The following is a 25,040-nucleotide window of genomic DNA, read 5'->3' on the forward strand; positions in this document are numbered from 1 at the left end:
CATGGGTAGTTGCATTTTTGCCGGCCTGCTGGTGCAGTGGCCGCTGGGCTGGCTGTCCGATCGCTATGACCGGGCGCTGTTGATCCGCTGCTTTGCGTTCAGCCTGGCGGTGGCCGCGTTGCCGTTGGCGATCCTCAAGCAAGTGCCGCTGGAGGTGCTGTTCATCGCCGGGTTCTTCTGCTCGCTGGTGCAGTTCTGCCTGTATCCATTGGCCGTGGCCTTCTCCAATGACCACGTCGAAGGTGATCGCCGGGTCTCCCTGACCGCGATGCTGCTGGTGACCTATGGCGTGGGTGCGAGTATCGGGCCATTGGTGGCGGGGGTCTTGATGAAGCTGTTCGGCAGCCAGATGCTGTATGCGTTCTTCAGCTTTTTCGCGCTGGTGCTGGTGTGGCGAATCCGCCCGAAAGCGGTGACCAACCTGCACCAGGTCGACGACGCGCCACTGCATCACGTGGCGATGCCGGACAGCATGTCGAGTTCGCCATTGGTAGCGGCGCTCGATCCGCGGGTGGATGAGCAGGTGGTGCAGGACCAGATGCAGAATCCGATTGCGCCTGAGCCTGAGCCCGAGGTGGGACCAGAGCTGGAACCAGAGCCCAAATCCGAAACGGATGATTCCTCGGGCGATGACCCGGATGAGGGGCGTGAACAGAGCTTTACCGAGGCGCGTCCTTAAGTTCGGCGCATAAAAAAACGGGCAGTCACCGCAAGGGACTGCCCGTTTTTTATTGGCGCCTGTATCAGAGGTCGTCTTTATCGAATCGGCGGGCTTCGCGCTGCAGCTGATAGACAAAGCGCTCGACCTGGCGCTGTACCAAGCCGCTCATGTTGTGAAAGCGCACGCCGGCGAAGGTGGTGGAAATTTTCTCTTCGAAATGCAGGTAACGCAGTTCAACCGGGGCAGTCATTTTGCCGAACGGCAGGGCAGCCATGAAACGGTCATAGACCTGGCCCAGTTGCAGGTTGCCGCCGATGTCACCGTCGAAACGCAATTTGCAGCCGGTGGCGGAGATGTCCAGCAATTTGCCCTTGATCGGCGCCTTGAGCTTTTCACCGTCCAGGTCGACGTCCACCAGTTGCGCCAGTTTCAATGCGGCGCGAAATGCATTGCGGCGCTGGTGGTAAACCACTTCGGTCGGCATTTCGCCGGTGTAAAAGCGGTCGCCTTCGGATTCTTCGATGTTCAGGGTGCCGGTGCATTCCCAGGCGATGCGCACGCCTTCATGGAAACCTTCGACCCGGAACGGTTCGCCGGCGAGCAGAAAGCGTTCGCCATCGCGCGGAATCATTTCGTCGAGGGCAATCGAAGCGCTGTCGCGGTCGACTTTGATCAGGTAGCTCTGGAAGCGCTGGCTGCGTTCGTGGAACGTGATGATCAGCGGGTCGTGGCTATCTTGCAGTTGGCGCAGGTTGCTGGAGATTTCCAGTGGCGTGGTGAGCACCTTGGGTGGCTGCGGAGCATCATCCGCGCTTGAGGCATTGAACACGGTTCATCAATCTCCAGACAAAATTTGACAGCTGCTTGCCGGCATTTTGCCAGCATGTTTCTCGTCTTGATAGTGCGGGCTCGATGTCAGGTTCAGGCCTGACTGAGGGGACCCGTTTCGCCAGGGTGGAGGTTGAACCGCGCGCGTCGTACAGCGCGGGTGTGTCGCCGCCATGAAGGATTTTCAGCTGGGTGGCCGTGGCGGCCTGTTGCATCATGATGGACCGGCCATTGTGCACGTTGGCGTCCTGACACTGGGCCAGGAGGTCGGTCAGCACATCACTTTGCGACAACAGGCGCTCGCCGACGCTCGACTGGCCGGCCAGTTGCTCGAGGCCCTGGCGATCAGTCGACAGGCCAAGGCTGGCGAGGATTTCGCTGCGCTTGCGGCCATGCTGTTCAAGCAGAATGATCAACGCCTGTTTGCGCGCCAGAATTTCTTCCAGCAGTGGCATGTCACGACCGTGCAAAGCGAGGGCCTCGGTTTGCAGTAACTCCAGCAAATCTTGAGCTGGAGCAAAGTCGTCGTTGATCAGTTGCAGTAAGTTAGTGTCGTGCATGGCTGGCCTTGGGTTTTAAGCGTCCAAAAGCCTGGCGCCGGCAAAAGCCTAGCGCTGGGCTTCGAAGTTGAGCAGTTTGCTGGCTACACGGTTGCTGTCGACTTTATAGCTGCCATCGGCAATCGCGGCTTTCAACTCGGCCACACGGGCTTTGTCGACAGCAGGCTGATCGCGCAGCTTGTCAGTGACCTTCTGCAACTGTTGAGCCTCATTGCTGAGGTGTACCGATTCCCCGCTTTTTGCGGTACTGGCCGGTTCGGCCTGGGTATTCAGCGGTGCGGAAGTGCCGTTTTCGGCGGTTTCCTTAGGCGCGCTGGTACGTGTACTGCCTGTAAGTGACGAGGAACTGTTCAAACGGCTGAAATCGATGACCATGATAAAAACCTCTGGGAATTTGGACGCTTGCCATGTTTTCGGCCATCCCCTGGAAAACTTTAGGCGCATTTACCAATGAGCCTTGCGCGCGTCAGCGCTGGCCCCTGCACACCCTAGTTTAGGGAACAGTCGCAGGGTGCGCCATCTCTTCAAGCGGCTGCTTGCAAGGCCTGGCCTCTACATGGCGACTTCCACCTGGCCGGGCGCGATCACTTGCGCCTTGATGACCCGTTGCGAATTGAGGTTTTTCACCCGGATCTGTTCTTTCAAGCCGCCGTTGGACAGCGCTTCGCCCGGCATCCGCACGGCAAGCGTGCCGCTGCGGGCGGTGATGACCACTTGATCGCCTTTACGAATGACTTCTGCCTGTTCCAGATGGACCAGAGTAATCACCTGATCGGCGACCGTTGGTCGGGTTAATTTTTGCCCGATGGCTTCGTCCACCGAGGTCAGAAAGCCTTGATTGATCAGGCTGACATCGCGTTCACGCAAGGTCACGTCCTGCGGCTCGATAATTCCGGCGCGTTTGAGGGGCCGGGTGGTGGTGACAATATCGCGAAACAGGCGGACTTGAGCGGGCACGAACACGGTCCAGGGCGAGGTTCCCTCACAGCGAACCTTCACCGTTACGCGGCCCAAAGGACGTGCCGGACTCTCCAAAGAGGCTGTCAATTCCTTGTCGCACATAGGCATGCGCATACGTGGATCGAGCTGTTTGACTTCGATTTCGTAGCGGCCTTCTGTTTGACTGGTAGCCAGATAGTCTTCTACGGTGAACTCAAGAAAGCCCTGAGTGACGCCGATAAGCATGTCAGGCAAGGTAACCGCATCAGCAATGGCAGGGCTGCCAGCGAAAAAGCAGCAAATGGCGGACGCCACACAAAGCCCTCTGCGGAGGGGTGATGTCAGGCGTCGGAAAAATGTCGTTTGAGCGTTCATACGAGTTAAAAAGCAAGCGCCGTGCCGTTTAGCAATGAATGTGCGTCGCAACAACACTTGGCGTTGATGTAGGAGTCTGGGCATGGCTGGTGTAATGGATTCGGTGAACCAGCGCACGCAACTGGTGGGGCAGAATCGCCTGGAGCTGTTGTTGTTCCGTCTCGACGGTCAGCAGCTCTATGGAATCAACGTGTTCAAAGTACGGGAAGTGCTGCAATGCCCGTCGCTGACGTTGATGCCCAAGTCCAGTCCTGTCGTGTGCGGGGTGGCGAATATTCGGGGGGCGACCATTCCGATCCTTGATCTGGCAATGGCGACCGGTTCCGGAGCGTTGAAAGACAAGAACAATCCGTTCGTGATCATCACGGAGTACAACACCAAGACCCAGGGTTTCCTGGTCCGCTCGGTGGAGCGCATCGTCAACATGAACTGGGAAGAGATTCATCCGCCGCCCAAGGGCACGGGTCGCGATCATTATCTGACCGCTGTGACTCGGGTGGACAATCAGTTAGTCGAAATCATCGACGTCGAGAAGGTGCTGGCGGAAGTTGCGCCCACGCCGGAAGCGATTTCGGTGGGCGTGGTCGATGTCGAGACCCAGACCAAAGCGTTGTCGCTGCGAGTGCTGACGGTCGATGACTCGTCGGTGGCACGCAAACAGGTTACGCGCTGTCTGCAAACGATCGGCGTCGAAGTCGTGGCGTTGAACGACGGCAAGCAGGCGCTGGATTACCTGCGCAAGCTGGTCGATGAAGGCAAGAAGCCGGAAGAAGAGTTCCTGATGATGATCTCCGACATCGAGATGCCGGAGATGGACGGGTACACCCTGACGGCGGAGATCCGCGGCGACCCGCGCATGCAAAAGCTTCATATCATCCTGCATACTTCGTTGTCCGGGGTATTCAATCAGGCGATGGTCAAGAAAGTCGGTGCCGATGACTTCCTGGCCAAATTCCGCCCTGATGACCTGGCATCCCGGGTAGTCGACCGGATCAAAGCAGCAGATATCAGCTAGGGGCCTTTTGTCCCTGGCGGTCAACACGATTTAAGAGGCGGCATCATTGTCTACGGGTAATTTGGATTTCGAACAGTTCCGGGTCTTCCTGGAAAAAGCCTGTGGCATTTTGCTCGGTGAAAACAAGCAGTACCTGGTCTCGAGCCGTCTCAACAAACTGATGGAGCAGCAAGGCATCAAGTCCCTGGGTGAGCTGGTTCAGCGCATCCAGACCCAGCCGCGCAGTGGTTTGCGCGAGCAGGTGGTCGATGCCATGACGACCAACGAAACCCTGTGGTTTCGTGACACCTATCCGTTTGAAGTCTTGAAGAACAAGGTATTGCCTGAAGCGATCAAGGCTGCGCCGAATCAGCGTCTGCGGATCTGGTCGGCGGCTTGTTCGTCGGGTCAGGAGCCGTACTCGCTGTCGATGTCGATCGACGAGTTCGAACGCAGCAACCTGGGCCAGTTGAAGATGGGTGTGCAGATCGTTGCCACTGATCTGTCCGGCCTGATGCTGACCAACTGCAAGACTGGCGAGTACGACAGCCTGGCGATCGGTCGCGGTTTGTCGCCGGAACGCCTGCAGCGTTACTTCGACCCGAAAGGGCCGGGGCGTTGGGTGATCAAGGCGCCGATCAAGAACCGAGTGGAGTTCCGCTCGTTCAACTTGCTCGACAGCTACGCCGCCCTGGGCAAGTTCGACATCGTGTTCTGCCGCAACGTGTTGATCTACTTCTCTGCGGAAGTGAAGAAAGACATCCTGTTGCGCATTCACAGTACATTGAAGCCGGGCGGTTATCTGTTCCTTGGCGCTTCCGAAGCGTTGAACGGTTTGCCGGATCATTACCAGATGGTTCAGTGCAGCCCGGGGATCATCTACCAGGCGAAATGATGCAAAGCGGCAGGCAAAAACGGGAGTCCTGGAGGACTCCCGTTTTTGCCTGCCGCTTTGCATCACATGGGGATGTCTAACTCGAACAAGCGGCAGAAAAGCGGCAGGCAGCGGAAACCCGTTGCCGCTTTTCTGTCGTTGCCGCCGGGGCCCGTGCCCGCAAAGCCCCGGTTTACGGGCTTTTTCAATTGGCACGCCGCTTGCTATGTCCATCCTACGAAAATCCGGTCACCCGAAGGTTTCCCGACATGAGCATCAGCTTCGATAAAGCGCTCGGCATTCACGAAAAGGCCCTTGGCTTCCGCGCCCAGCGTGCCGAAGTCCTGGCGAACAACATCGCCAACGCCGATACCCCGAACTACAAGGCTCGGGATCTGGACTTCTCCAAAGTGCTCGCCGAGCAGAGCGAGAAAACCAAGGGCGGCGGATTTGCGCTGAACATGACCAATAGCCGTCACATCGAGGCAGAAGGTCTGGGCAATGGCGACGAATCGCTGCTGTATCGCACGCCGATGCAACCGTCGATTGACCAGAACACCGTGGACGCCCAGCTTGAGCAATCGAATTACGCGGAAAACGCGGTCGGTTTCCAGGCCAGCTTCACCCTGCTCAACAGCAAATTCAAAGGGCTGGTGTCAGCCCTGCGCGGAGAGTAATCCATGTCCCTGTCCAGCGTTTTCAACATTGCCGGCAGCGGCATGAGCGCACAGACCACGCGTCTGAACACCGTGGCCTCGAACATCGCCAACGCCGAAACCGTCTCGTCGAGCATCGACCAGACCTATCGTGCCCGTCACCCGGTGTTCGCCACCATGTTCCAGGGCGGCCAGAACAGCGGCAGCAACTCGCTGTTCCAGAGCCAGGATGCCGCCGGTCAAGGCGTGCAGGTGCTCGGTGTGGTCGAAGACCAGAGCAACCTTGAAGCGCGTTACGAACCGAACCATCCGGCGGCCGATGCCAAAGGCTACGTCTACTACCCGAACGTCAACGTGGTGGAAGAAATGGCTGACATGATTTCCGCGAGCCGTTCGTTCCAGACCAACGCCGAAATGATGAACACCGCGAAAACCATGATGCAGAAGGTACTGACCCTCGGTCAGTAATAAGGGGCGATTGCCATGAGTGTTTCCGATACCACCAGCTCCCTGAGCATGAATGACATCCTGGCGAACTCGTCGAAAAAGACCAGTTCGACAGCCGATGGCATTGCTTCGGCCACTAACAGCTCCACCGGCGGCCAGGCTCTGGGCAAGGACGCGTTCCTGCAACTGCTGGTTACCCAGCTGAAAAACCAGAACCCGCTTGATCCGCAAGACAACAGCGCATTCGTGGCGCAGTTGGCGCAGTTCAGCAGCCTGGAAGGCATCACCACGCTTAACAGCACTGTCAGCTCGCTGGCCGGCAACTACAACTCGTCGCAAGCGTTGCAGGCATCGTCGCTGGTCGGTCGCAACGTGATTGTGCAGACCAACTCGGTTCAGCTCGACGATCCGAGCAAAGGCATGACCGGTTCGGTCACCGTTCCATCGTCGATTGCCGGCGGTACCGTCAGCATTACCGACAGCAGCGGCACGGTGGTTCGCACCATCGATCTGGGCAGTCGTGCCGCAGGCAGCGCGAGCTTCACCTGGGACGGCAAGGACAAGGACGGCAATGTGGTCAAGACCGGTACTTATACCGTTAAGGCCAACGCATCGATCAATGGTACCTCGACCGATATGGCGACCTACCTGCCGGCCACCGTCACCAGCGTGACGATCAGCCAGACCGGCGGCGAGCTGATGCTCAACCTGTCCGGCAAGGGCACCGTTGCCCTGTCCAAAGTACAAACCATTGGTATATAGAGCCGACTAACCGGCACAAAGGAGTGGAATATGTCTTTCAATATCGGCCTTAGCGGTCTCTATGCAGCCAACAAACAACTGGACGTGACCGGCAACAACATCGCCAACGTCGCAACCGCCGGTTTCAAATCGTCCCGCGCAGAATTCGAAGACGTGTACTCGGCCACTCGCCTGGGCAGCGGCAGCAAAGTGATCGGCAACGGTGTGCGCCTTGCCAACGTTTCCCAGCAGTTCACCCAGGGTGACATCAACAACACCGGTAACGTGTTGGACATGGGCATCAACGGTTCGGGTTTCTTCACCATGAGCAACAACGGCTCGGTGTCTTACACCCGTGCCGGTACGTTCAAGGTCGATAATGCCGGTTACATCACCAACACCGACTACACCTCGCGCCTGCAGGGTTACGGTGTGGACGCCAACGGCAAGATCATCAACGGCGTGTTGACTGACCTGAAAATCGATACTTCGAACCTGGCGCCTAAGACCACCGACGCGATCTCGTCCACGATCAACCTGAACTCCACGGACAAGGTGATCGACCAGACGATCGCCACGAACAAGTTCGATCCGACCAAGGCCGAAACCTACAGCAAGAAATTCAACACGCCGATTTACGACAGCCAGGGCAATTCCCACGTCATGGAGCAATTCATGGTCAAGACCGGTCCGAACACGTGGGACAACTACACCCTGATCGATGGCCGCAACATGGACGGCAGCCTGTCCACTCCGCAGCCCTCGACCCTGAGTTTCGACTCTGCCGGCAAGCTGACCCAAATCAGCACGCCCGTGACTCCGCCGACCACACCGCCAACCTCGACCCTCGGCAATGACCTGAAGGTGACCAACTGGGTGCCGGGCACCGTCACCGACGGCGTCTGGACGGCCAACGGCGCAGCCGCCAACCCTGATGGCATGACTATCGCCATGGGCAATACCACGCAGTACAACGCCGACACAGCCCGTTCGATTCCAGTGCAGAACGGTTATGCCACCGGCCAGATCACCAACCTGACCATCGACGGCAGCGGCGTATTGCTGGCCAACTTCAGCAACTACCAGACCAAGCCGATCGGTCAGATTTCCCTGGCCAGCTTCACCAACGAACAAGGCTTGCAAGCGGTAGGCGGCACCAGCTGGAAGGAAACCTTCGCCTCGGGTATTCCGGGTTACGATGCGCCGGAAACCGGTACCTTGGGTTCGATCGCTTCCAACTCGCTGGAAGAGTCGAACGTTAACCTGACCAATGAGCTGGTGGACCTGATCAAAGGCCAGAGCAACTATCAGGCGAACGCCAAGACTATCTCGACCCAAAGTACTTTGATGCAGACCATTATTCAGATGACCTGATGGTGCAGTGCTGGACAGGAGCCCCTCTCTATAGAGGGGCTTTTTTTGTGGGTGGCAGGTGTCGGTCAAGGGATCGCAGCCTCGTTGCACTCGACAGCTCCTGCAGAGTTTCTGCGTGAATCGCATTTCTATGTAGGAGCTGCCGAGTGCAACGAGGCTGCGATCTTTAAGCATTTACACGAGGCAAAAGAAAACCCCCGGCAATCCAGAGGACTGATCGGGGGTTTTCGGTTAAGCGCTTTCAGCGCTTACGGGCTCAGCTTATTGGCAAGCTTCGCAATCCGGCTCGTCGATGGCGCAAGCCTTCGGCACTGGAGCAGGGCCGGCTGGCGCTGCCAGGACCGAATCGTCACCGTGGTTGCCGCCGCTGGAAACAGCATTCAGCTTGCCGGTGTTGATGGTCGACTTCTCAGTGCTGGTGGCGGCCAGGGCACGGAGGTAGTAAGTGGTTTTCAGGCCACGGTACCAGGCCATACGGTAGGTCACGTCGAGCTTCTTGCCCGAGGCACCGGCGATGTACAGGTTCAGCGACTGGGCCTGGTCGATCCACTTCTGACGACGGCTGGCCGCGTCAACGATCCACTTGGTGTCCACTTCGAAGGCAGTCGCGTAGAGCTCTTTGAGTTCTTGCGGGATGCGCTCGATCTGCTGAACCGAACCGTCGTAGTACTTCAGGTCGTTGATCATGACCGAGTCCCACAGACCGCGAGCCTTGAGGTCGCGAACCAGGTACGGGTTGATCACGGTGAATTCGCCCGACAGGTTCGATTTCACATAGAGGTTCTGGTAGGTCGGTTCGATCGACTGCGATACGCCAGTGATGTTGGCGATGGTCGCGGTCGGTGCGATGGCCATGATGTTCGAGTTACGAATGCCTTTCTGTACACGGGCGCGAACCGGTGCCCAGTCCAGGGATTCGTTCAGGTCAACGTCGATGTACTTCTGGCCACGTTGCTCGATCAGGATCTGTTGCGAATCCAGTGGCAGGATGCCCTTGGACCACAGCGAACCCTGGAACGTCTCGTACGCGCCGCGCTCGTCGGCCAGGTCGCAGGAGGCCTGGATCGCGTAGTAGCTGACCGCTTCCATCGACTTGTCGGCGAACTCGACGGCCGCGTCGGAGCCGTAAGGAATGTGCTGCAGGTACAGAGCGTCCTGGAAGCCCATGATGCCCAGACCGACCGGACGGTGCTTGAAGTTGGAGTTCTTCGCTTGTGGCACCGAGTAATAGTTGATGTCGATAACGTTATCGAGCATGCGAACGGCGGTGTTCACGGTGCGTTCCAGCTTGGCGGTGTCCAGCTTGCCGTTGACGATGTGGTTCGGCAGGTTGATCGAGCCCAGGTTGCAAACGGCGATCTCGTCCTTGTTGGTGTTCAAGGTGATCTCGGTGCACAGGTTCGAGCTGTGAACCACGCCGACGTGCTGCTGCGGGCTACGCAGGTTGCACGGATCTTTGAAGGTCAGCCACGGGTGGCCGGTTTCAAACAGCATGGAAAGCATTTTGCGCCACAGGTCTTTGGCCTGGATGGTCTTGAACAGCTTGATCTTGCCCGGGTACTCGGACAGGGCTTCGTAGTACTCGTAACGCTCTTCGAAGGCTTTACCGGTCAGGTCGTGCAGGTCCGGCACTTCGGATGGCGAGAACAGGGTCCATTTGCCGTCATCGAAGACGCGCTTCATGAACAGGTCAGGGATCCAGTTGGCAGTGTTCATGTCGTGGGTACGACGACGATCATCACCGGTGTTCTTGCGCAGTTCGATGAACTCTTCGATGTCCATGTGCCAGGTTTCCAGGTAGGCACAGACAGCGCCTTTGCGCTTGCCACCCTGGTTAACGGCTACAGCGGTGTCGTTCACTACTTTGAGGAACGGAACCACGCCTTGCGACTTGCCGTTGGTGCCTTTGATGTACGAACCCAGTGCACGCACCGGCGTCCAGTCGTTGCCCAGGCCGCCAGCGAATTTCGACAACATGGCGTTGTCGTGGATCGCGTGATAGATGCCCGACAGGTCATCCGGCACGGTGGTCAGGTAGCAGCTCGACAGCTGTGGACGCAGGGTACCGGCGTTGAACAGGGTCGGCGTCGACGACATGTAGTCGAAGGACGACAGCAGGTTGTAGAACTCGATCGCACGATCTTCTTTGTTCTTCTCTTCGATTGCCAGGCCCATGGCCACGCGCATGAAGAAGATCTGCGGCAGTTCGAAACGAATACCATCCTTGTGGATGAAGTAACGGTCGTACAGGGTCTGCAGGCCCAGGTAGGTGAATTGCTGATCGCGCTCGTGGTTGATCGCCTTGCCCAGTTTTTCCAGGTCGAAGGTGGCCAGTACAGGGTTCAGCAGTTCGAACTCGATACCTTTGGCGATGTAGGCCGGCAGTGCCTTGGCGTACATGTCGACCATTTCGTGGTGAGTGGCGCTCTCGGCCACGCCAAGGAAGCCCAGGCCTTCGGCACGCAGGGTGTCCATCAGCAGGCGGGCGGTGACGAACGAGTAGTTCGGCTCACGCTCAACCAGAGTGCGCGCGGTCATCACCAGCGCGGTGTTGACGTCGGTCAGGGCCACGCCGTCGTACAGGTTCTTCAGGGTTTCGCGCTGGATCAGGTCGCCGTCGACTTCTTCCAGACCTTCGCAGGCTTCGGTAACGATGGTGTTCAGGCGGCCCATGTCCAGCGGCGCCAGGCTACCGTCGGCACGAGTGATACGGATCGACGGGTGAGCGTTGACCGCTTCGGCAGCCGGGGCGTGAGCGGCGCGTTCTTTCGAACGACCGTCGCGATAGATCACGTAGTCGCGAGCGACTTTCTGCTCGCCGGCACGCATCAGGGCCAGTTCGACCTGGTCCTGGATTTCTTCGATGTGGATGGTGCCGCCCGAAGGCATGCGACGCTTGAAGGTCGCGGTGACTTGTTCGGTCAGGCGCGCAACGGTGTCGTGGATTCGCGACGAAGCGGCAGCGGTGCCGCCCTCAACTGCGAGAAACGCTTTGGTGATAGCGACGGTGATCTTGTCATCGGTGTAAGGAACGACAGTGCCATTGCGCTTGATCACGCGCAGTTGACCAGGCGCGGTGGCTGCCAGATCCGAATTCGAATCGGCGGCCTGCGGCAAGGAGCCCTGCGGGTTCTCGCGAGTTGTGTCGGTTTGCATGGGTGTCTCCACGTTCTCTATGTTTGTTTGGGCACCATCACGGTGCCCACCGTTCCGTCCTGAAGCACTACAACCGGCACGCGCCGGGTATAACGACTTCGGGACAGTTCAGGAAGGGGCCTTGTGGGCGCCGCTTCCATGCCGAAGTCTTCGGTGCACGCGATACGCGTGAAACCGCATTCCTTTCGGGGAGCAGTTTCGGACTGCAACACCCGTACCGTTATCGTCGCGTACGACGGAAAAACGGTAGCCATCCGCAGGCGCGGTTTGGGCTTGTGAAAATACGTTTGGTTCAACCCGACAATGGCAATTAAAAGCCTTGAATTCACTGTCCGGTTTGTGTTTGGTTTTTTGCACAAAACCCTACATGTAGGGTTTTTTAGCGCGCGGGCTACAAGATAATGCGTTTTGGGGGCGAATTGCAACGGACAGCCTGTGGATAACCCTGTGCGTAAATTGTGGGTGAAACAGGGAATTCCCGTGTAGGCCGCGGACCTGCTGAGCTAGACCGTTTGTCACTGTTTTTTCGCCTGGAAAAACGCTTCAGCGGATTTTTAAGGGCGCGAACCCTATCACAAAAAAGCGCCTTGTCCGAACGCATTTACCGACTTGTGTTCTGGCTGTACGCCGTTTATACAATCGGGCCATGTGAACGCATTTTTATCCTCCCGAAACATGACAAAAAGACGGGGGGAGCCTTCCTTTATGAGCGTTTCGGCAAGCAGAGGTCACCGTGGAGCAAGAAGCCTGGCAGGTATTGATTGTGGAGGACGATCAGCGTCTGGCCGAACTGACCCGCGATTACCTGGAAGCCAACGGCCTGCGCGTTTCGATCGAGGGCGATGGCGCGCTGGCCGCAGCGCGGATCCTCAAGGAACAGCCTGACCTGGTGATCCTTGACTTGATGCTTCCCGGCGAGGACGGCTTGAGCATCTGTCGCAAGGTCCGCGACCGCTACGACGGGCCGATCCTGATGCTGACCGCCCGCACCGACGACACCGATCAGATTTTGGGCCTCGATCTGGGGGCTGATGACTATGTGTGCAAACCGGTCCGGCCGCGGCTGCTGTTGGCGCGTATCCAGGCGTTGTTGCGCCGCAGCGAAGGGCCGGAAGTGGCCCCGGAAAAACAACGCCGCCTGCAATTCGGTCCGCTGGTGGTGGACAACGCCTTGCGCGAAGCCTGGCTGCGTGAGGTCAGCATCGAACTGACCAGCGCCGAATTCGATCTGCTGTGGCTGCTGGTTGCCAACGCGGGGCGCATTTTGTCCCGCGAAGAAATCTTCACCGCACTGCGCGGCATCGGCTACGACGGTCAGGATCGCTCCATCGACGTACGCATCTCGCGCATCCGCCCGAAAATTGGCGACGACCCCGACCATCCGCGCCTGATCAAGACCATCCGCAGCAAAGGTTATCTGTTCGTGCCGGAAGCCTGCGCAGACCTGGCGCTGTGAACTCGATCTTTCTGCGCATCTACGGCGGCATGTGCGCAGCGCTGATTCTGGTGGCGGTGCTCGGCGTGCTGGCGCTGAACCTGCTCAACCAAGTCCGCAGCGAGCAATACCGCGAGCGTCTGGCCCATGGCACGTTCTCGTTGATGGCCGACAATCTGCAACCGATGAACGACACTGAACGTCATCGCGCGTTGCTGGTGTGGGAGCGTCTGTTGGGGATCCCGTTGGCGCTGAAAAAATTCAACGAAACCAATCTCGATCTGACTCAGCGCACCCGTGTGCAGCGCGGCCAGGCGCTGGTCGAGCAGACCGGGCCGCATGCGGCAAAGGTTTATCGATTGGTCAGTGACAAAGAGCAACTGGTGCTGACCGGCGAGGTGCAGCAGATCAGTGAACAACTGGCCCGTGCGACGATTTACCTGTTGGCCGACGAACTGGTGCGCGTGCCGGTTGGCGAGCAGCCCAAGCGCTTGGCGCAATTAAAGGAAGACAAAGGCTTCGGTTTCGACCTGCGATTGGTCACGGTAAATGACGCCGATATGGATGAAGATCAAAGTCGTCGCGTGTCCGAGGGCGATACGGTGATGGCGCTGGGCAAGGGCGGTGATTCGATCCGGGTGTTTGCCGGCATGGTCGGTACGCCGTGGGTCCTGGAAATCGGTCCGCTGTATCAGATGAACCCTTACCCCGCACAGTGGCTGGTACTGATCGCGGTCCTCGGCTTGAGCCTGATCGGCCTGATTGTCTACCTGCTGGTGCGTCAGCTGGAACGGCGGTTGCGCGGTCTTGAAGCGGCGGCCACACGAATCGCCAAGGGTAGCCTGGAAACCCGCGTGCCGGCGCGCGGTGCCGACTCGGTCGGGCGCCTGGCGTCGGCGTTCAATGGCATGGCCGAGCACTTGCAGCAGTTGCTCGCGATCCAGCGTGAACTGGTGCGGGCGGTGTCCCATGAACTGCGTACGCCAGTGGCGCGTCTGCGTTTCGGCCTGGAGATGATTGGCTCGGCGACCACCCCGCAAGCGTTGGAAAAGTACCGTGAAGGCATGGATCACGACATCGAGGATCTCGATAAGCTGGTCGATGAAATGCTCACTTATGCGCGGCTGGAACAGGGTTCGCCGGCGCTGACGTTCCAGCGCATCGACCTTGATGCACTGGTCAATCAAGTGATCGAGGAGCTGGCGCCGTTGCGCGCCGAGGTCACCGTGCAGCGAGGGCTGTGTTTGTCCGCCGCCGATAACGACGATGCCTGGGTCGAAGCCGAGCCGCGATATCTGCACCGCGCGCTGCAGAACCTGGTGGGCAACGCGATGCGCCATGCGCATTCGAAAGTGACGGTGAGTTATCAGGTCGGCCAATTGCGCTGTCGGGTCGACGTCGAGGATGACGGACCGGGTGTGCCGGAAGTGGCGTGGGAGCGGATTTTTACGCCGTTTCTGCGTCTGGACGACAGTCGTACGCGGGCGTCTGGCGGGCATGGCCTGGGGTTGTCGATTGTGCGGCGGATCATCCATTGGCATGACGGCCGGGCGATCATCGGCAAGAGCAAGAGCCTGGGTGGGGCGTGCTTCAGTCTGAGCTGGCCGCGCAATCAGGAAAAGCGTTGAGACCCCTGTGGGCGCGGGCTGGCTCGCGATGGGGTCCTCTCGAGCGCTGAAACCATCAGGCCTGGATACTGACCAGGCTCAATAACTGCCCGTCCATCACCGCAAACTGCGCTTGCAGCTCGGCCCCGTTACGCCATTCGCTGGACAGGTCCGTGAGCAATCGCAATTTTACCTCCCCGGCTTCGTTCCACTCGAGCACTTCGGCATGCTCGAAGTAAAAGCGCTGCTGCACGATCGGATACAAGGCCTTGAACAGGCTTTCCTTTACCGAGAACGTCAGCGTCACCAGTATCGCCAGCTGCTCGCGCCGACCGGCCGCCATGCGCTTTAACTCAGGTGCCGTCAGTATTTCCCCGGCCAGCCGTTCGGCTCGCTCCGGGTTCAGGATATTTTCAAGGTCCATGCCCAGGCCGCGCCAGTGGGCTTTTTTCGCGACGATCGCTGCTGCACGCCCGGTGCTGTGGGTGATCGAACCACTGATGTGCGCCGGCCAGACCGGCGCCCGGTCTTCACCTATTGCCGGGCTGAAATCCAGCCCCTCCAGTTGCTGCAACGCCGCTCGGGCACACACCCGCCCGGCGAGAAACTCCGCCTGGCGCTTGGCGACCGAGCGCTGGATGCTGGCTGGCGCGGCGATGGCACTGCGTGCAAAGTCATCGTTGGTCAGCAGCGTACTGTCGAAGTGAGTGCTGAGCAGGACAGTTTCGGGCAGCGCAAACGGCAGAGGCCAATGAGCGTCGAGTAGCGTGCAGCAGGCGGGCAGGGCGGGGAATGGTTCATGTCAGGCATTTTGCCGGGTTGCCTCCTGGCTGGGTAGAGTTGAAGATCTTTTGTCTGCCCTGGGTGACGAGGACGCTGCCTCGCCACCCAGACATTGCTCACCTTTCAGTCAGGAAAAGATTTTCTTGAGAAAGGCCTGCATGTCCGCCCAGGATTTTACATCCGCAGCCTTGTTGTAACCGATATCCGGCCCGCCATGCTCGCCGTGACCGAGGCGATCGGCATCCGGATTGCTGAAGCCGTGCTTGGCGCCTTCCAGGCTGACGAAGCGGTAGTCCGCGCCGGCCTTGTCCATTTCCGTCTTGAACGCCGCGACGTTGTCGGCAGTGACCATGCTGTCCAATGCCCCGTGTTCCACCAGGATTTTCGCCTTCACGGCTCCGGGCGTCGCCGGCGTCTGGGTTGCCAGCGCACCATGGAAGCTCACCACACCCGCTAACGGCACGCCCTGGCGTGCGGCGTTGAGCACCACCGCCCCACCGAAGCAGTAACCGATGGCCGCGAGTTTTCGTGGGTCGGTCTGCGGTTGCTGTTTCAACAGGTCAAGCCCGGCCTGAAAGCGCGCACTCGCCACCGAGCTGTCCTTGAGAGCGGCCTGCATGAAGGCCATGGCGTCTTTGGGGTGCTCGGTATTCTTGCCGTCGCCATACATGTCTATGGCCAGGGCGCTGTATCCCAGGCCGGCCAGATCGCGGGCGCGGCGTTTGGCATAGTCGTTGAGTCCCCACCATTCATGCACCACCACTACCCCCGGGCGCGGGCCCTTGATCGAGTCGTCGTAGGCGTAATAACCGATGAGCCGGGTGCCGTCGGCGCTTTGGTAGGGGATTTCCCGGGTCTGGATGGCCGCCTGGCTGAGTCCGCTCAAGGCGATTAATACGAGGGCAAGAAACGCACGCATGGTTGGATCTCCCGCAAGTCAGTCATCGAAAAAGGTCGGTTCTGTCTGGTTCAGCCCAGGTTCAGAAGGCGTTCAGGGTGAGTTCAGGGCGAGCTGAGTAATCTTCTCCCATACCCAACAAGCACATGACAACACAAGGAAACACCCAATGACTGGATTCAAAAAATTGCTGCTGGCTATCACCGTTATGGGCGCGAGTACCGCTGCCATGGCCAATGACACCTTCGCCAGCTTTACTCTTGGACAGACCAGCGACAAGATCAAAAAGTCCCGTGCCATGAATGACAACTTCAACCATCCGAGCGCCGTCGCGATCGACAAAAGCACTACTTTTGGCGTTCGCCTGGGCCAGCAAAACTCGCAAGGTCGCTACTACGCCACTTACGACAACGTGTCGGGCAGGAGCCATGACGGCTTGAACCTGCGCCAGGAAAATCTCTTGGGCAGCTATGACGTGTTCTACCCGGTGGGTGGTAACACCAAGCTGTTTGGCGGTGCCACGGCCGGTTTGGCCAAATTGTCGCAGGAAACACGAGGCTATAGCCGCGACACCAACATTGGTTACGCCCTCGGAGGGCAGATGGGGATCTTGCAACAGGTTTCTCGAAACACCTCGTTGGAACTGGGTTACCGTTATCTACGCAGCAATGCCAGCACCGAATTGAGCCGTGGCGGCAGCAAGAAGGGCTCGGTGGATTTGACCAGCAGTGCCCAGACGTATCTGGCGGCGAACTACGCTTTTTAAGCGGCACGTCGCGAAAGGTTTGCGCCGGATCAACCTGAACAGGTGGATTCGGCGTCGCTGTGTTAACCATCGAGGTGCGCTGTCGTGCCTCGGCAGATGTTGATGTGTGCCTGGGAGGGCGTTATGAAATTGCTGGTCGTAGAAGATGAAGCGCTGTTGCGCCATCACCTGCAAACCCGCCTCACGGACAGTGGTCATGTGGTCGAGTCCGTGGCCAATGCCGAAGAGGCGCTGTATCAGACCGGACAGTTCAACTTTGATCTGGCGGTGATCGATCTCGGTCTGCCGGGCATGGGCGGTCTCGACCTGATCCGCGAGTTGCGCAACGGCGGCAAGACCTTCCCGATCCTGATCCTCACCGCGCGCGGTAACTGGCAGGACAAGGTTGAAGGCCTCGCGGCTGGCGCCGACGACTATGTGGTGAAACCGTTCCAGTTCGAAGAACTCGATGCGCGCCTGAATGCGTTGCTGCGCCGCTCCAGTGGCTTTACCCAGTCGACTATCGTCGCGGGCCCGTTGCTGCTCGACCTCAATCGCAAACAGGCCACCCTCGATGATCAACCGTTGGCACTGACCGCTTATGAGTACCGCATCCTCGAATACCTCATGCGTCACCACCAGCAAGTGGTGCCCAAGGATCGTTTGATGGAGCAGCTCTACCCGGACGACGACGAGCGCGATCCGAACGTCATCGAAGTGTTGGTCGGCCGCCTGCGCCGCAAACTCGAAGGGCCTGCCGGTTTCAAACCGATCGACACCGTGCGCGGCCTTGGCTACCTGTTCAATGAGCGCTGCACTTGATTCGTTCGCTTCGCGTCCGGCTGATGCTCGCCGCCACCACGTTGGCGGTGTTGTTCATGCTCGCCTTGCTCCCGGCGATGCAGGGCGCTTTCAGCCTCGCGTTGCAGGATTCGATCGAACAGCGTTTGGCCTCTGATGTCACCACGCTGATCTCTGCCGCGCGCATTGAAAACGGTCGACTGGTAATGCCCAACCAGCTACCGGATGAACGCTTCAATCTCACTGACTTCCGCTTGCTCGGTTACATCTACGACCGCGAAGGGCATCTGGTCTGGCGCTCGAAAGCCACCCAGGAAGAGCAGATCAATTACAAGCCGCGCTACGACGGCCTTGGCAACGAGTTCGCGCGGATCCGCGAGGCCAACGGTCAGGAATTCTTCGTCTATGACGTTGAAGTCAAACTGCTCGGCGGCAAAAGTGCGGCGTTCAGCATCGTCGCCCTGCAACCGGTGCGCGAGTACGAAAGCACCCTCGAAGGCCTGCGCGAGAATCTCTATCTGGGTTTCGGCGCGGCCTTGCTGGTTTTGCTGGCGCTGTTGTGGATCGGCCTGACCTGGGGCCTCAAAGCCTTGCGTCGACTGAGTCAGGAACTCGACGAAATCGAAGGCGGCACCCGCGAAAGCCTCACCGAACAACACCCGCGTGAGTTGTTGCGCCTGACCGGCTCGCTCAACCGTTTGCTGCTCAGTGAGCGTCAGCAGCGCAGTCGTTATCGCGACTCGCTCGACGATCTCGCCCACAGCCTGAAAACCCCGTTGGCGGTGCTGCAAGGCGTCAGTGAGGACATGGCTCAACGCCCCGAAGATCGCGATCAGGCCTGGGTGCTGCAAAGTCAGATCGAGCGCATGAGCCAGCAGATCAGCTATCAACTGCAACGCGCGAGCTTGCGCAAAAGCGGTCTGGTGCGCCATCAGGTGCGCTTGCAACCCGTACTGAAAAGCCTTTGTGACACGCTGGACAAGGTCTACCGCGACAAACGCGTGCGCGTGGCGTTTGATCTGCCCGAGCATTGCTACGTGCCGATCGAACAGGGTGCGTTGCTCGAGATGATGGGTAACTTGCTGGAAAACGCTTATCGGCTGTGTCTGGGCGAAGTGCGCATCAGCGTGCGCGAAAGTCTCGCCGGGGTTGAGCTGTGTGTGGAGGATGACGGCCCGGGGGTGCCGCCGGATCAGCGTGCGCGGATTCTGGAGCGCGGTGAGCGGCTGGATGCCCAGCATCCGGGGCAGGGGATCGGCCTGGCCGTGGTCAAGGACATCATCGAAAGCTACAGCGCGAAGCTGACCCTCGACGACTCGCCGATGGGTGGGGCGGCGTTCCGGATTCATTTTCCGGTGGTCTAGAGTGCTCAGTTTTCCTGCGCCCGATAGGCTCCCGGCGTCAATCCGGTCCATTTCTTGAACGCCCGGTGGAACGCCGAGGGCTCGGAGAATCCCAGTTGTTCGGCGATCTGTTGCAACGACAGGTCTGAGCGGCTCAGGTGGTAAATCGCGATGTCCCGGCGTAGTTGATCCTTCAACCCCTGAAAACTTGTACCTTCCTCGCGCAAATGCCTGCGCAGGGTCTGCGGGCTGATGTTCAGGTGCGCGGCCACTGCTTCCAGGTCAGGCCAGCGCGAACTGTCCCGACTGAGCAGTCGTCTCAGCCGGCTGCTCAAGCTGTTGCCATCGTCGGGGCGTGCCAGCAGGTCGGCAGGCGAGCGCTGCAGAAAGTGCTTGAGGGTGCGCTCGTCCTGCAACAGCGGCCTATCCAGGTAACGGCTGTGGAACACCAGGCTGCTCTGCCTGGCGGAAAATTCGAGGGGGCAGGAGAACAGCAGGTCATATTCGGCGCCGTGGTCGGGACGCGCATAGCTGAATGTCGCCTGTTCCAGCAGGATGCGCTGGCCAATCAGCCAGCTACCCAGTCGATGCCAGACCATCAGCTGGCTTTCGGTGAGGAAGTGGTCCGGATCACGGAACTGCGAATCGTCCAGGCTCAGGCGGATCATTTCGCCCTCGCGGCTGATCGTCAGGCGCGGGCCGTCGGGGAATAGGCTATAAAACAATAAGCCGCGATGCAGGGCCTTATCCAGATTACGGCAGTGGATCAGGGCGTGACACATCATCGCGAAGCTGCCGGGCCGACTGACTGTTGGCCCGAAACCGAGAAATTCGTCATCCAGCGCTGCCCACAGTCCCTGGAGCAATCGGGTGAATTGCTCGGGGGCAATCCGCGCACGGGGCTCCTCAAGCAGCTCGGGACTAATGCCCAATTGCTGGAGCAGGCCTGAATAATCGTACCCGCTTCGGCGAGCACCACCGAGGGCGGCACGGGCGAAATGGCTGGCGATGGTGCGTTCGCGCATAGAGTGAAAGTCCGTCCGTTGAACGGCGGATAGTAGACACGAGAGTGGCGTCTCAACAAGGCGGATATCCGCCAATTTACCGGACGTGATCGGGCTGATGGGCGGAAATCCGCCACTTCAGCCCAGCGCCCCGGGGACGCTGAAAAACTTGCAAGGCTTGATGTCCAACGGCTTGCAGGCAGTTTTATAAAGGTGGCACGGGCCTTGCGATGTAACGCGTAGATGTCTGCCATCGCGCAGCTCGAAAAAACAAATCCCTCCAGTGCAGGAGGGTTCGCAATTCAGGTTTCGCGGCGTAACAGATGGATGTTGCCACGCGGGGCTCTTGAGGAAACATGCAATGACGACTCGTCAGCCACTGTACAAATCCCTGTATTTCCAGGTGATCATCGCAATCATCATCGGTATCGCGCTCGGTCATTACTACCCGCAGTTCGGTGTGGCCGTAAAGCCGCTGGGTGACGGGTTCATCAAACTGATCAAAATGATCATCGCTCCAATCATCTTCTGCACCGTGGTCAGCGGCATCGCCGGCATGCAGAGCATGAAGTCTGTCGGCAAGACCGGTGGTTACGCACTCCTGTACTTCGAAATCGTCTCGACCATCGCTCTGCTGGTCGGTCTGGTCGTGGTCAACATCGTGCAGCCGGGCAACGGCATGCACATCGACGTTGCCACCCTCGATGCCTCGAAAGTCGCCTCCTACGTCGCAGCTGGCGCTGACCAGAGCGTTGTCGGCTTCCTGCTCAACGTGATCCCGACCACTATCGTCGGCGCGTTCGCTACGGGCGACATCCTGCAAGTGCTGATGTTCTCGGTGATCTTCGGTTTCGCCCTGCACCGCCTGGGTGCCTACGGCAAGCCGATCCTCGACTTCATCGATCGCTTCGCTCACGTGATGTTCAACATCATCAACATGATCATGAAGCTCGCGCCAATCGGTGCCTTCGGTGCGATGGCGTTCACCATCGGTGCCTACGGTGTCGGCTCGCTGGTGCAGTTGGGTCAACTGATGATCTGCTTCTACATCACTTGCCTGTTGTTCGTGCTGATCGTGCTCGGCGGTATCGCTCGCGCTCATGGCTTCAGCGTACTGAAGATGATCCGCTACATCCGTGAAGAGCTGCTGATCGTCCTCGGCACCTCGTCGTCGGAATCGGTACTGCCACGCATGCTGATCAAGATGGAGCGTCTGGGCGCGAAGAAATCGGTAGTGGGTCTGGTGATCCCGACCGGTTACTCGTTCAACCTCGACGGTACTGCCATTTACCTGACCATGGCCGCCGTGTTCATTGCTCAGGCAACCGACACGCACATGGACATCACCCACCAGATCACGCTGCTGGTGGTGTTGCTGCTGTCCTCCAAAGGGGCTGCCGGCGTGACCGGGAGTGGTTTCATCGTGCTGGCAGCGACCCTGTCGGCGGTAGGTCATTTGCCGGTGGCCGGTCTGGCGCTGATCCTTGGTATCGACCGCTTCATGTCTGAAGCCCGCGCCCTGACCAACCTGGTGGGCAACGCTGTTGCGACCCTGGTCGTGGCCAAGTGGGTCAAGGAACTGGACGTCGATGTCATGCAAGCCGAACTGGCTTCCGGCGGTCGTGGTATTGCCGACGAACGTGAAGAAGACGACCTGGGCGTAGCCGAAGGTCCGACCCCAAGCAACGTCAAATAAGACTGCTGTTTTGACAAAACCCGCTTCGGCGGGTTTTTTCATGGTTGGGATTTGAGCGCAACGGTCACTGCGACTGATGCATCCGGTAATTGCTGCAATGCCATCGTCTGCCTAGGCTTGGGGGAACGCATTGGAGGTTACTCATGTTCGGGCCACTGGCCTCACTGAAGATTCTCGATTTCTCGACGTTGTTGCCCGGCCCCTTCGCCTCGCTGTTGCTGGCGGACATGGGCGCCGAGGTACTGCGTATCGAATCGCCGACGCGCATGGATCTGCTGCGTGTCTTGCCGCCGCATGATGGTGGGGTATCGGCCAGTCATGCGTATCTGAACCGCAATAAACGCAGCCTGGCGCTGGACCTGAAGCAGCCCGAGGCGCTGGACGTGATCAAGCAGTTGCTGGCCGATTACGACATCGTCCTGGAGCAATTTCGCCCCGGTGTAATGGAGCGTCTGGGCCTGGGTTACGAAGCGTTGAAGGCGATCAACCCGAAGCTGATTTACGTATCGATCACCGGTTACGGCCAGACCGGGCCGTACAAGGATCGCGCCGGGCACGACATCAATTACCTGGCGCTGGCGGGGCTCTCCAGCTACACCGGCCGCGCCGACAGCGGGCCGTTGCCGCTGGGCATGCAGGTGGCGGATATCGCCGGCGGCTCGCTGCATGGCGTGATCGGTCTGCTCGCGGCGGTGATTGCCCGACAACAGAGCGGGCAGGGCACGCACCTGGACGTGAGCATGACGGATTGCGCGTTCAGCCTGAATGCCATGGCCGGTGCGGGTTATCTGGCTTGTGGCGTTGAGCCTGAGTGGGAAGATCAGATGCTCAATGGCGGCAGCTTTTACGACTATTACCGTTCGCGGGATGGGCGCTGGATGTCGGTGGGCAGTCTGGAACCGGGGTTCATGAAGCAGTTGTGTACGGCGTTGGGCCTGGAAGACTTGGCTAAACTGGGGCTGTCACCACAACCGGAGCATCAGAAAAAGCTCAAGGACGCGTTGAGGATTGAATTCGAGAAACACGACTTTGCCGAATTGAGCGCGCTGTTTGCCGAGCTCGATGCATGCGTCGAACCGGTATTAAGCCTGGGTGAGGCGGTTCGGCATCCGCAACTGCAAGCGCGCCAGGTGGTTACGCAGGTGCCCCGGGGAGATGGCACGACCCAGGCGCAGATCGCCTGTGCGCTGAAGTTCTCCGAAGGCTTGCCGGAGCCCAGGCATATCGGCGCGCAGCTGGGGGCACATACGGATGAGGTGTTGCGGGAGTTGGGGTTCAGCGCCGAGCGGATCCTGGACTTACGGCGTGCCAAGGTGGTTCTGTAGCGGCCTTGCTCGCGATGGGGCCGGCACTGTCACTGCAAAAAACGGTACTACTCGACCCGCATCTCCCCACTGAACACCAAGGTGTTGCGGCACCGGCGGCACAGATACCGACGGCCCTGCCTCACCAGCCCGTGACGCTGGGCAGAAAACGGGAAATCACTGTCGGCGCACGGGCATTTGTAGATATAGCGGGTGACGCTGCGGCGTTTGACGTCATAGGTGTGGCAGCGGTTGGGCGGCAGTTCGTAAACCCCGCGCATGATCAGCTGCCACTCTTCGCCATGGGGCTGGATGCGGTCGCCAAACAATTGGTGGGCGATCAAGTGCGCGACTTCGTGGGCCACGGTCTGCTTGAGGAAGTGCTCGGTGTTTTCCCGGTACAGCTGCGGATTGAAGCGCAGCAGATTCTCGTGCAGATGCGCGACACCGGCTTTTTGCCCGCGCAGCTTGAGACTGACGACGGGGCGTGGGAAATGACGTTTGAAAAAGGATTCAGCGAGTTGGTAACAGTCTTCGACGCGGGTATTGAGTTGCTCGGGCATGCTTGATGGATCTCCAGAGGCGTCGAGTATGCCGCAACCCTGAGGACTTGCGAATCGCCGAGCTGCCGAATGGTCGTGGCCGATCAATTCCCGGACATTAAGAGGCCGCCTTACGGCGGCCTGTATTGGCAGATATTTTTTATTAGAAGTCAGTTGGTATAGACGGGACCAACGCCCAGTCCCCAGACAATCACGGTGAACGCCATGATGGCGACCAGTACCACCAGACCCACCGCCAGTACCGAGCTCGAGAACAGAAAACCTTCATCCGACGGAATATTCATGAAGGTCGGCAGCCCCACATACAACAGGTAAACCGTGTAGCAGATGGCCGCGGTGCCAACGATCATTCCCAGCCACATGTGCGGATACAGCGCCGCCAGCCCACCGACAAACAACGGTGTCGCGGTGTAAGTGGCAAAGGCCACGCAACGGGCCAGGCTCGGGTTGGCGTCGTAAGTGCGAGCCATCCAGTGCACAAACGCGCCCATCACGGCCACGCCGCCAAGCATCGCCAGGTAAGACATGATGGTCATCCACAGCGCGCTTTCCTGGGTCAGCATCACGGGTGCCCGGTTGCCGATGACCCAACCCACCTGTGTTGTGCCAATAAACGCCGACACGGCCGGAATCGCCGCGAGAATCAGGGTGTGGGTGAGGTACATGTGGCTGATGCTTTCCTCCTGGTCGCCACGGATCTCTTTCCATTCTTGGTCAGGGTGGGTGAAGAGCCCCACTACGTGATGGATCATGCCAGTCACTCCTCTTGTTTTTACCATCGCCCCCCGGTGGAGCGCCTACGGGCCAAGGTGGCCAAGTAAGGGATAGGTCTGGATAGTCATGCGACCTTATGTCGCAGTATAGGAAGGACTTAACCGCACAGGTAATAGGGGCTTAGAGCAAATCGCGCTGTAAAGGCCCGACTTAATCGCGATGGGTTTGTGTGTTGGCCGGGGTATTACGCCAAGATCGGCTTTTTGCGTAAAATGCCGGCCTTTCGTCACACCTCACGGATTTCGCGTCATGGGCACTCTTACGGTCAACCAGAACAAACTGCAAAAGCGCCTGCGCCGTCAGGCCGGCGAAGCGGTTGCTGACTTCAACATGATTGAAGACGGCGACAAGGTCATGGTCTGCCTGTCCGGGGGCAAGGACAGTTACACCATGCTCGATGTGCTGCTGCATTTGCAGAAGGTGGCGCCGATCAGGTTCGACATCGTCGCCGTGAACATGGACCAGAAGCAGCCGGGTTTCCC

The 25,040-nt window shown here is 59.0% G+C and carries 23 protein-coding genes and 2 pseudogenes; 15 read left to right on the top strand and 10 right to left on the bottom strand.

Features of this window, described 5'->3' with window-relative positions:
• A partial coding sequence (locus JFT80_RS10680; protein WP_201147830.1) for an MFS transporter occupies positions 1 to 679 on the top strand: 679 nt, incomplete at its 5' end.
• A gap of 64 nt (positions 680 to 743) precedes the next feature.
• On the opposite strand, the gene JFT80_RS10685 is transcribed toward JFT80_RS10680, so the two are convergent.
• The 4 genes and pseudogenes from JFT80_RS10685 to flgA form a co-directional block, all read right to left on the bottom strand.
• Positions 744 to 1,490 (bottom strand): flagellar brake protein, encoded by a 747-nt coding sequence (locus tag JFT80_RS10685; protein ID WP_201147831.1) that lies wholly within the window; start codon positions 1,488 to 1,490, stop codon positions 744 to 746.
• Positions 1,491 to 1,582: 92 nt separating this feature from the next.
• Positions 1,583 to 2,049: pseudogene (locus JFT80_RS10690) on the bottom strand (flagella synthesis protein FlgN).
• A gap of 48 nt (positions 2,050 to 2,097) precedes the next feature.
• A complete protein-coding gene (gene flgM / locus JFT80_RS10695; RefSeq protein WP_201147833.1) occupies positions 2,098 to 2,424 on the bottom strand; it encodes a flagellar biosynthesis anti-sigma factor FlgM in 327 nt (108 codons plus the stop codon).
• Between the two features lie 177 nt (positions 2,425 to 2,601).
• Entirely contained in the window at positions 2,602 to 3,363 is a 762-nt protein-coding gene (flgA, locus tag JFT80_RS10700; RefSeq protein WP_201147834.1) for a flagellar basal body P-ring formation chaperone FlgA, read from the bottom strand.
• A gap of 82 nt (positions 3,364 to 3,445) precedes the next feature.
• Between flgA and JFT80_RS10705 the strand changes: the two genes are divergently transcribed.
• The 6 genes from JFT80_RS10705 (at position 3,446) to flgE (ending at position 8,449) form a co-directional block, all read left to right on the top strand.
• Positions 3,446 to 4,378, top strand: coding sequence for a chemotaxis protein CheV (locus JFT80_RS10705; RefSeq protein WP_201147835.1), 933 nt, complete (start codon positions 3,446 to 3,448; stop codon positions 4,376 to 4,378).
• Between the two features lie 46 nt (positions 4,379 to 4,424).
• Positions 4,425 to 5,252: a protein-glutamate O-methyltransferase CheR gene (gene cheR, locus JFT80_RS10710; RefSeq protein ID WP_201147836.1), complete on the top strand. Its 828-nt coding sequence runs from the start codon at positions 4,425 to 4,427 to the stop codon at positions 5,250 to 5,252.
• 248 nt (positions 5,253 to 5,500) lie between these two features.
• The gene (flgB, locus tag JFT80_RS10715; RefSeq protein WP_201147837.1) at positions 5,501 to 5,908 is read left to right on the top strand and encodes a flagellar basal body rod protein FlgB; all 408 of its coding nucleotides are present in this window, start codon (positions 5,501 to 5,503) and stop codon (positions 5,906 to 5,908) included.
• 3 nt (positions 5,909 to 5,911) lie between these two features.
• On the top strand, positions 5,912 to 6,355 hold the full coding sequence (gene flgC / locus JFT80_RS10720; RefSeq protein WP_003227217.1) for a flagellar basal body rod protein FlgC: 444 nt from the start codon (positions 5,912 to 5,914) through the stop codon (positions 6,353 to 6,355).
• A 15-nt stretch (positions 6,356 to 6,370) separates the two neighbouring features.
• On the top strand, positions 6,371 to 7,096 hold the full coding sequence (gene flgD, locus JFT80_RS10725) for a flagellar hook assembly protein FlgD (RefSeq protein ID WP_201147838.1): 726 nt from the start codon (positions 6,371 to 6,373) through the stop codon (positions 7,094 to 7,096).
• A 30-nt stretch (positions 7,097 to 7,126) separates the two neighbouring features.
• On the top strand, positions 7,127 to 8,449 hold the full coding sequence (flgE, locus tag JFT80_RS10730; protein ID WP_201147839.1) for a flagellar hook protein FlgE: 1,323 nt from the start codon (positions 7,127 to 7,129) through the stop codon (positions 8,447 to 8,449).
• 261 nt (positions 8,450 to 8,710) lie between these two features.
• On the opposite strand, the gene JFT80_RS10735 is transcribed toward flgE, so the two are convergent.
• Positions 8,711 to 11,605 (bottom strand): ribonucleoside-diphosphate reductase subunit alpha, encoded by a 2,895-nt coding sequence (locus JFT80_RS10735; RefSeq protein WP_201147840.1) that lies wholly within the window; start codon positions 11,603 to 11,605, stop codon positions 8,711 to 8,713.
• Between the two features lie 733 nt (positions 11,606 to 12,338).
• Between JFT80_RS10735 and JFT80_RS10740 the strand changes: the two genes are divergently transcribed.
• Both JFT80_RS10740 and JFT80_RS10745 read left to right on the top strand, forming a co-directional pair.
• Positions 12,339 to 13,061 carry a response regulator gene (locus JFT80_RS10740; RefSeq protein ID WP_201147841.1) on the top strand — a complete coding sequence of 241 codons (723 nt, stop codon included), beginning with the start codon at positions 12,339 to 12,341 and terminating at the stop codon, positions 13,059 to 13,061.
• Positions 13,058 to 14,668: an ATP-binding protein gene (locus JFT80_RS10745; RefSeq protein WP_201147842.1), complete on the top strand. Its 1,611-nt coding sequence runs from the start codon at positions 13,058 to 13,060 to the stop codon at positions 14,666 to 14,668. The genes JFT80_RS10740 and JFT80_RS10745 overlap by 4 nt, the downstream gene beginning before the upstream one ends.
• 55 nt (positions 14,669 to 14,723) lie before the next feature.
• Here the strand turns inward: JFT80_RS10745 and JFT80_RS10750 are convergent, their stop codons facing one another.
• Positions 14,724 to 15,431, bottom strand: coding sequence for a 4'-phosphopantetheinyl transferase (locus JFT80_RS10750; protein WP_201147851.1), 708 nt, complete (start codon positions 15,429 to 15,431; stop codon positions 14,724 to 14,726).
• A gap of 126 nt (positions 15,432 to 15,557) precedes the next feature.
• On the bottom strand, positions 15,558 to 16,349 hold the full coding sequence (locus JFT80_RS10755) for a dienelactone hydrolase family protein (protein WP_122839083.1): 792 nt from the start codon (positions 16,347 to 16,349) through the stop codon (positions 15,558 to 15,560).
• 148 nt (positions 16,350 to 16,497) lie between these two features.
• On the opposite strand from JFT80_RS10755, the gene JFT80_RS10760 reads away from it, so the two are divergent.
• From JFT80_RS10760 to JFT80_RS10770, 3 genes are all read left to right on the top strand, one after another.
• On the top strand, positions 16,498 to 17,094 hold the full coding sequence (locus JFT80_RS10760) for a hypothetical protein (RefSeq protein ID WP_201147843.1): 597 nt from the start codon (positions 16,498 to 16,500) through the stop codon (positions 17,092 to 17,094).
• 123 nt (positions 17,095 to 17,217) lie between these two features.
• Positions 17,218 to 17,895: a response regulator transcription factor gene (locus JFT80_RS10765; RefSeq protein ID WP_201147844.1), complete on the top strand. Its 678-nt coding sequence runs from the start codon at positions 17,218 to 17,220 to the stop codon at positions 17,893 to 17,895.
• A complete protein-coding gene (locus JFT80_RS10770; RefSeq protein WP_201147845.1) occupies positions 17,892 to 19,238 on the top strand; it encodes an ATP-binding protein in 1,347 nt (448 codons plus the stop codon). The genes JFT80_RS10765 and JFT80_RS10770 overlap by 4 nt, the downstream gene beginning before the upstream one ends.
• A gap of 5 nt (positions 19,239 to 19,243) precedes the next feature.
• Here JFT80_RS10770 and JFT80_RS10775 read toward each other — a convergent pair whose 3' ends face one another.
• Complete coding sequence (locus tag JFT80_RS10775; protein WP_201147846.1) at positions 19,244 to 20,242, bottom strand: AraC family transcriptional regulator; 999 nt, start codon at positions 20,240 to 20,242, stop codon at positions 19,244 to 19,246.
• Between the two features lie 340 nt (positions 20,243 to 20,582).
• On the opposite strand from JFT80_RS10775, the gene JFT80_RS10780 reads away from it, so the two are divergent.
• The gene (locus JFT80_RS10780) at positions 20,583 to 21,917 is read left to right on the top strand and encodes a dicarboxylate/amino acid:cation symporter (RefSeq protein WP_201147847.1); all 1,335 of its coding nucleotides are present in this window, start codon (positions 20,583 to 20,585) and stop codon (positions 21,915 to 21,917) included.
• 143 nt (positions 21,918 to 22,060) lie between these two features.
• On the top strand, positions 22,061 to 23,242 hold the full coding sequence (locus JFT80_RS10785) for a CaiB/BaiF CoA-transferase family protein (protein ID WP_201147848.1): 1,182 nt from the start codon (positions 22,061 to 22,063) through the stop codon (positions 23,240 to 23,242).
• Between the two features lie 47 nt (positions 23,243 to 23,289).
• On the opposite strand, the gene JFT80_RS10790 is transcribed toward JFT80_RS10785, so the two are convergent.
• Both JFT80_RS10790 and JFT80_RS10795 read right to left on the bottom strand, forming a co-directional pair.
• Positions 23,290 to 23,784 carry a SprT family zinc-dependent metalloprotease gene (locus JFT80_RS10790; protein ID WP_201147849.1) on the bottom strand — a complete coding sequence of 165 codons (495 nt, stop codon included), beginning with the start codon at positions 23,782 to 23,784 and terminating at the stop codon, positions 23,290 to 23,292.
• A gap of 149 nt (positions 23,785 to 23,933) precedes the next feature.
• The gene (locus JFT80_RS10795; RefSeq protein ID WP_201147850.1) at positions 23,934 to 24,536 is read right to left on the bottom strand and encodes a Yip1 family protein; all 603 of its coding nucleotides are present in this window, start codon (positions 24,534 to 24,536) and stop codon (positions 23,934 to 23,936) included.
• Between the two features lie 271 nt (positions 24,537 to 24,807).
• Between JFT80_RS10795 and JFT80_RS10800 the strand changes: the two are divergent.
• Positions 24,808 to 25,040, top strand: a pseudogene (locus JFT80_RS10800) (tRNA 2-thiocytidine(32) synthetase TtcA); the annotation flags it as partial.

It is taken from the genome of Pseudomonas sp. TH10, assembly GCF_016651255.1.
GTDB lineage: Bacteria > Pseudomonadota > Gammaproteobacteria > Pseudomonadales > Pseudomonadaceae > Aquipseudomonas.

Excerpts from the sequence above, each read along its gene's own strand:
- JFT80_RS10790 (WP_201147849.1), bottom strand. The coding sequence starts at position 23,784 with ATGCCCGAGCAACTCAATACCCGCGTCGAAGACTGTTACCAACTCGCT.
- JFT80_RS10765 (WP_201147844.1), top strand. The coding sequence starts at position 17,218 with ATGAAATTGCTGGTCGTAGAAGATGAAGCGCTGTTGCGCCATCACCTG.
- flgC (WP_003227217.1), top strand. The coding sequence starts at position 5,912 with ATGTCCCTGTCCAGCGTTTTCAACATTGCCGGCAGCGGCATGAGCGCA.
- JFT80_RS10785 (WP_201147848.1), top strand. The coding sequence starts at position 22,061 with ATGTTCGGGCCACTGGCCTCACTGAAGATTCTCGATTTCTCGACGTTG.
- flgM (WP_201147833.1), bottom strand. The coding sequence starts at position 2,424 with ATGGTCATCGATTTCAGCCGTTTGAACAGTTCCTCGTCACTTACAGGC.
- JFT80_RS10755 (WP_122839083.1), bottom strand. The coding sequence starts at position 16,349 with ATGCGTGCGTTTCTTGCCCTCGTATTAATCGCCTTGAGCGGACTCAGC.
- flgA (WP_201147834.1), bottom strand. The coding sequence starts at position 3,363 with ATGAACGCTCAAACGACATTTTTCCGACGCCTGACATCACCCCTCCGC.
- JFT80_RS10735 (WP_201147840.1), bottom strand. The coding sequence starts at position 11,605 with ATGCAAACCGACACAACTCGCGAGAACCCGCAGGGCTCCTTGCCGCAG.
- JFT80_RS10780 (WP_201147847.1), top strand. The coding sequence starts at position 20,583 with ATGACGACTCGTCAGCCACTGTACAAATCCCTGTATTTCCAGGTGATC.
- JFT80_RS10705 (WP_201147835.1), top strand. The coding sequence starts at position 3,446 with ATGGCTGGTGTAATGGATTCGGTGAACCAGCGCACGCAACTGGTGGGG.
- flgE (WP_201147839.1), top strand. The coding sequence starts at position 7,127 with ATGTCTTTCAATATCGGCCTTAGCGGTCTCTATGCAGCCAACAAACAA.
- JFT80_RS10795 (WP_201147850.1), bottom strand. The coding sequence starts at position 24,536 with ATGATCCATCACGTAGTGGGGCTCTTCACCCACCCTGACCAAGAATGG.
- JFT80_RS10775 (WP_201147846.1), bottom strand. The coding sequence starts at position 20,242 with ATGCGCGAACGCACCATCGCCAGCCATTTCGCCCGTGCCGCCCTCGGT.
- JFT80_RS10760 (WP_201147843.1), top strand. The coding sequence starts at position 16,498 with ATGACTGGATTCAAAAAATTGCTGCTGGCTATCACCGTTATGGGCGCG.
- flgB (WP_201147837.1), top strand. The coding sequence starts at position 5,501 with ATGAGCATCAGCTTCGATAAAGCGCTCGGCATTCACGAAAAGGCCCTT.
- flgD (WP_201147838.1), top strand. The coding sequence starts at position 6,371 with ATGAGTGTTTCCGATACCACCAGCTCCCTGAGCATGAATGACATCCTG.